The sequence below is a fragment of the Actinomycetota bacterium genome, from assembly GCA_036280995.1.
Classification (GTDB): domain Bacteria; phylum Actinomycetota; class CALGFH01; order CALGFH01; family CALGFH01; genus CALGFH01.
In genome coordinates this window covers 1-5,784 of record DASUPQ010000333.1, presented here as the reverse complement: position 1 = coordinate 5,784, position 5,784 = coordinate 1, and the positions used below count along the sequence as shown (strand labels likewise).

Here is a 5,784-nt window from a genome sequence, read left to right as displayed (position 1 = left end):
ACGTTGCTTTCGCAACGCCAACTCTCGGCGGCCTCGCCTCAGCTGTCACCACTCGGCGACCTCACTCCGATTCGGAAGCAATCATCTAGCCGGCCATGGTCAGGCCCGGGCGGAGGGGGGCCAGGGCCTCGGAGAGGGCGTCGATGTTGGGGCGGACGGTGACGGTGGCCCCGGCGCGGCCGTCGAGGACCTCGCGGGTCTTGAGGCCGTGGCCGGTGATCAGGGCGACGACCCGCTCGCCGGGGCGGAACGCGCCCCCGGCGGCCAGGCGGCCGACGGTGGCCACGGTCACCCCGGCGGCGGTCTCGCCGAACACGCCGGTGGTGCGGGCCAGCAGCCCGATCGCCTCCACCACCTCCTCGTCGTCGATGGCCTCGACCCGGCCGCCGCTCCCGCGGACCGTGGCCAGGGCCTCGGCCCCGTCGGCCGGGTCGCCGATGGCCAGGGACTTGACGATGCCGCTGGGCCGCACCGGGGTGACCTCGTCGGCCCCGGCCGCGAAGGCCGTGGCCACCGGGCTGCAGCCGACCGACTGGGCGCCGTGGACCCTGACCGGCGTCCGCTCGACCAGGCCGTGGTCGGCCAGGGCGCCGAAGCCCTGGTGGACCTTGGTGAGCAGGGCGCCGGAGGCGATCGGGACGACCACGTGCTCGGGCAGCGACCAGCCGAGCTGCTCGGCCACCTCCAGGCCGACGGTCTTGGAGCCCTCGGCGTACCAGGGGCGCAGGTTGACGTTGACGAAGCCCCAGCCGAAGGCCTCCACGGCCTGCATGGAGAGCCGGTTGGCCTGGTCGTAGGAGCCCTCAACGGCCACCACGGTGGCCCCGAAGGCGGCGGCCGAGGCGACCTTGCCGGCCTCCAGGTCGGCCGGGATCACGACCACGCACTCCAGGCCCTGGGCGGCGGCGGCGGCCGCGGTGGCCCCGGCCAGGTTCCCGGTGGAGGCGCAGGCCACGGTGGACAGGCCGAACGCCCGCGCCCTGGCCACGGCCACGGCCACCACCCGGTCCTTGAAGGAGTTGGTGGGGTTGCGGGTGTCGTCCTTGAGGAACAGGGGGCCGGGCACGCCCAGCGCCTCGGCCAGGCGGGGCGCCGGGACCAGCGGGGTCAGGCCGGGGGCGAGGTCGCCGGGGCCGGGGCTGGCCGGCAGCAGCGGGGCGTAGCGCCAGATCGACCGCGGCCCGGCCTCGATCGCCTCCCGGCTCAGGCGCTTGGCGACCTCCTCGGCGTCGTACTCGGGGTCGAGCGGGCCCAGGCAGCGCGAACAGGCGTACTCGAGGGCGGCGGGGTAGGCGGTCTGGCAGCCACGGCAGCGCAGGATGACGTGGTCGAGGGTCTGGTCGGTCATGGCGGTCGGCGACCTCCGGGCTCGGCGTGGGGCGACGTCGCGCCGCGGTCGGTCAACCGCTCGGCGCATCTTCCCTCGCCACGATGGCGAGGCCGGAAGTGGCACCTTCCTCGTCCGGAGGAGGTTGCCGGGGCTTCGTCGGGCCGGTCCCTCCGCCCCTCTGGATGCGTCGCCTGGGACTACCTATGGAGTTGTGGTGGCCAGCTTGCCCTGGCACGCTGCATGGCTGCAACACCTGCGGGGGATGATGGGGGGGAGGCCCGCACAGGAGCGGCCCCTCACGGGAGCCTGGATGACCGATATCGACACCTGGGAGTGGTTCGGCAACCGGACCTTCCACCACAGCCAGTTCGAGTCGCCGGCCAAGCTGCGCGCGGCCAAGGAGCGGCTCGGAGTGACCGTCTCGGTCTGCCTCCCGACCCGGGACGAGGCCGCGACCGTCGGCGGCATCGTCCGCAACCTCCGCCGCAACCTGGTCGAGCGGGCCCGCCTGGTCGACGAGATCGTGGTCATGGACGCCGGCTCCGGTGACGACACCGCGGCCATCGCCCGGGCCGAGGGGGCCCGGGTGTTCCTCGAGCACGACGTCCTGCCCGGCGAAGGCCCGGGGTCGGGCAAGGGCGAGGCCCTCTGGAAGAGCCTCCACGCCTGCGAGGGCGACCTGCTCTGCTTCATCGACGCCGACATCCGCAACTTCCACGCCCGCTTCGTCTACGGGCTGCTCGGCCCCCTGCTGCTCGACCCGGAGATCCAGTACGTGAAGGCGTTCTACGAGCGGCCCATCCGGGAGCGCAACGCCCTGCGGGCCACCGGCGGCGGCCGGGTCACCGAGCTGCTGGCCCGCCCCCTCATCAACCTGCTCTGGCCGGAGCTGGCCGGCATCGTCCAGCCGCTGTCGGGCGAGTACGCCGGACGCCGCGAGATCCTCGAGCAGGTGCCGTTCTTCTCCGGCTACGGAGTCGAGCTGGGCCTGCTGGTCGACATCGCCGCCCGCTTCGGGGTCGACGCCATCGCCCAGGTCGACCTGGACCGGCGCGTCCACCGCAACCAGGACATGCAGGCCCTCGGCCGGATGAGCTTCGGCATCCTCCAGTCGGCGTTCCTGCGGCTGGCCGAGGAGGGCCGCTCGGCCCCGGGGAACTTCGCCACCACCCTGGTGCAGTTCTCCAACCAGCAGTACGAGTACCAGCCGGAGCCGCGCGAGATCGTCACCTCCCGGCGCCCGCCGATCGTGACCGTCGACGACTACCGGCGGCGACGGGCCGACCCCGTCGCCGCGTCCGAGTAGCGTGCCGGCGCTGGCCCTGGCCGACGCCGGGCCGCTGCTGGACCGGCTCCGCCCGGCCCTGCTCTTCTCCGACGTCGACGGGACGCTGGTCGGCCGGGACGGGTCGCTGCTGGCCGACCTGGACGGCCGCCCCACCCTGGCCGCCGCCCAGGCCCTGGTCGCCGCCCACGCCGCCGGGCTGGAGGTGGTGCTCGTCTCGGGCCGCACGGCCGCCCAGCTGCGGGAGACGGGCCGCCTGCTCGGGACCCGCGACGCCATCGCCGAGCTGGGCACGGTCCTGGTCCGGGGCCGGGAGGTCGAGCTGGTCTGGGGCGAGGCCCCGCGCGACCTGGGCGACTGCCCGGCCGAGGCCCTGGAGCGGTCGGGCGCCCTGGCCGCGGTGCTGGAGCACTTCGCCGGCCGGATCGAGCCCCACACCCCCTGGCACCTCGGCCGCCGCGGCACCTTCCTGCTCCGCGGCCAGGTCGAGGTGGCCGCGGCCGACGCCCTGCTGGCCGGCCGCGGGCTCGGCTGGGCGCGGCTGCTCGACAACGGCCGCCTGCGCGGCGCCTACCCGCACCTCGGCCCCGGCCCGGCCCACGCCTACCATCTGCTCCCGGCCGGGGTCAGCAAGGCCGGCACGGCCGCCGCCTACCTGGCCGGCCGCGGCCTCGACCGGGCCGGGGCGGCCGCCATCGGCGACAGCCCGGCCGACCTCCAGCTGGCCGAGGTGGTCGGGGCCATGTTCCTGGTCGCCAACGGCGCCTGGGCGGCCGACGGCGCCTCCGGCATCCCGGTGGTCGTCACCCCGTCGGCGGCCGGGCAGGGCTGGGCCGAGGCCGTCACCGCCCTGCTCGGGCGGATGACCCCGGGTCGCCCTGGGTGAGCTCGTCGCCGTAGTCGACGTACTTGGACCACATGAACAGGAAGATGATCTTGGCCACGGCGACCAGGGGCACGATCACCAGCATCCCGAACAGGCCGGCGAAGCTGGCCCCCACGAGCAGGGCGAGCATGACCACGACGGGGTGGAGCTGGACGGTGCGGCCCATCACGTTAGGGGAGATCAGGTGGTTGTCGATCTGCTGCACGGCCAGCAGGACGAGGGCGGCCCAGACGGCCTTGATGGGCTCGCCGGAGATCAGGGCGATGATCACGGCCAGCCCGCCGCCGATGAACGGCCCGACGAGCGGGACCAGGTTGAAGACGCCGGCGACCATCCCGACCAGCAGCCAGAACGGCAGCCCGATGGCCCACAGGCCGATCGAGGAGGCCACCCCGACGAACAGGGCGACCAGCAGCTGGCCCCGGAAGAAGCCGCCGACCGCCTGGCCGATCCGGTCCATCAGGCCCCGGATCTCGTTGCGGCGGGCGGGCGGGACCAGGGCCATCGCCCCCCGGCGCAGCCGCGGCAGGTCGACCAGCAGGTAGAAGGCCATGACCGGGCCGAGCACGATGATGATCAGGCCGCTGATGACCGAGTTGGTGACCGACCGCAGCCCGGTCAGGTACCTGGTGACCGCCTGGCGGTTCTCGCCCGCCGACAGCCACTCCCTGACCTGCTCGGCGTCCAGCCGGAAGTCCGGCTCCTGGCCGAAGCGGGCGGCCAGTCGTCGTATGGCGGCCTGCCCATCGGCCAGGTAGTCGGGGAAGTGGTCGATCACCTGGGTGACCTGCCTGGTCACCACCGGGACGAGCAGGGACACGACCAGGGCGACGATGCACAGGAACAGGACGTAGACGATGCCGGCGCCGGCCACCCGGGGCACGCCGCGGCGCTCCAGGGCCGACACGAGCGGGTTGAGCAGGTAGACGACGGCCACGGCGATCAGCAGGGGCGGCAGCACCGGGTTGACGTACAGCATCAGCCGCACCATCAGGTAGCCGAGGATGATCACGCCGATGCCGCACCAGGCCACGATGCCGACGCGCACGAACCGCTCGTACGGGGAGGGGCGGCGCGCCGGCGGCTCGAGCAGGGGCGCCCGCGTCGCCGCCCGGGCCGCCTCCTCGCCCGTCTGGGTCAATGCCTCGCCGCCTTCGGATCCGGTCGACCGTCGCGTTCAGGAATGCCAGGATGCTCTTAGAGCATAGTGGTTCCTGGTGACGCCGAAAGGCTGGTGTTGCGATGATGGCCGAGCTGGTGGTGGCGTCCAACCGCGGTCCGGTCCAGTTCGAGGTGGACGACGACGGCAACCTGAGCGCCGGCCGGGGCGCCGGCGGCATGGTGGCCGCCCTCGGCCCGGCCCTGGCCGGCCAGGCCGGCACCTGGGTCGCGGCCGCCATCACCGAGGGGGACCGGGTGGCGGCCCGGCGGGTCGCCCGCTCGGGGCGGCTGCGCACCGTCGAGCTGGCCCAGGGGGACGTGCGCCTGCGCAGCCTGGCCTTTGATCCGCGGGAGTACCAGAGCTACTACAACCGGGTCGCCAACCGGACCATCTGGTTCCTGCACCACCACCTGTTCGACGTGCCCCGCCACCCCCGCTTCGACCGCGGCTTCCGGGTCGCCTGGCAGCACTACGAGGGCGTCAACCAGGCCTTCGCCGGCGCCTGCGACGACGAGGCCGGTCCGGGGGCCGAGGTGTTCGTGCAGGACTACCACCTGGCCCTGGTCCCGGCGATGCTGCGCCGGCGCCGGCCCGACCTGCGCGTCGCCCACTTCAGCCACTGCCCCTGGGCCGACCCCGGCTACTTCCACATGCTGCCCGGCCGGGTGGCCGGCGCGGTCCTGGACGGGATGCTCGGGGCCGACCTGCTCGGGTTCCTGGTCCCCCGCTGGGCCCGCAACTTCCTCCACTGCTGCCTCGACGCCGGCTACCGGGTCGACTTCACCGCCGGCACGGTCCAGGCCGCCGACGGCCGCCTGGTGCAGGTGCGCACCTACCCGCTCGGGGTGGACGGCGACGCCCTCCGGGAGCGGGCCGCCCAGCCCGACGCCCGCGCCCAGGACCGGGTGGTGGCCGAGCTGGCCAGGGGCCGCAGCCTGATCGTGCGGGTCGACCGCATGGAGCTGTCCAAGAACATTCTGCGCGGGCTGGAGGGCTATGGCATGTTCCTGGAGCGGAACCCCAGAGCCCGGGGGCGGGTGGTCCACTACGCCCTCACCTATCCCTCCCGGCGCGACCTGCCCGAGTACCAGGCGTACACGGCCGAGGTGAAGCACATGGCC

The 5,784-nt window shown here is 74.0% G+C and carries 5 protein-coding genes and 1 riboswitch; of the genes, 3 read left to right on the top strand and 2 right to left on the bottom strand.

All coding sequences use genetic code 11. The features are described from left to right. Positions 1–85 precede the first annotated feature (85 nt). Positions 86–1,348, bottom strand: coding sequence for a threonine synthase (gene thrC, locus VF468_11480; GenBank protein ID HEX5878925.1), 1,263 nt, complete (start codon positions 1,346–1,348; stop codon positions 86–88). Positions 1,349–1,410: 62 nt separating this feature from the next. Next, positions 1,411–1,519: riboswitch (SAM riboswitch) on the bottom strand. A gap of 121 nt (positions 1,520–1,640) precedes the next feature. Between thrC and VF468_11475 the strand changes: the two genes are divergently transcribed. Together VF468_11475 and VF468_11470 are read left to right on the top strand one after the other, a co-directional pair. Beyond that, a complete protein-coding gene (locus tag VF468_11475; protein HEX5878924.1) occupies positions 1,641–2,636 on the top strand; it encodes a glucosyl-3-phosphoglycerate synthase in 996 nt (331 codons plus the stop codon). Position 2,637: 1 nt separating this feature from the next. Next, positions 2,638–3,501 (top strand): HAD family phosphatase, encoded by an 864-nt coding sequence (locus VF468_11470; GenBank protein HEX5878923.1) that lies wholly within the window; start codon positions 2,638–2,640, stop codon positions 3,499–3,501. On the opposite strand, the gene VF468_11465 is transcribed toward VF468_11470, so the two are convergent. Then, the gene (locus tag VF468_11465) at positions 3,458–4,642 is read right to left on the bottom strand and encodes an AI-2E family transporter (GenBank protein ID HEX5878922.1); all 1,185 of its coding nucleotides are present in this window, start codon (positions 4,640–4,642) and stop codon (positions 3,458–3,460) included. The genes VF468_11470 and VF468_11465 overlap by 44 nt on opposite strands. A 101-nt stretch (positions 4,643–4,743) precedes the next feature. Here VF468_11465 and VF468_11460 point away from each other — a divergent pair. Beyond that, on the top strand, positions 4,744–5,784 hold a 1,041-nt coding region (locus VF468_11460), incomplete at its 3' end, for a trehalose-6-phosphate synthase (protein ID HEX5878921.1).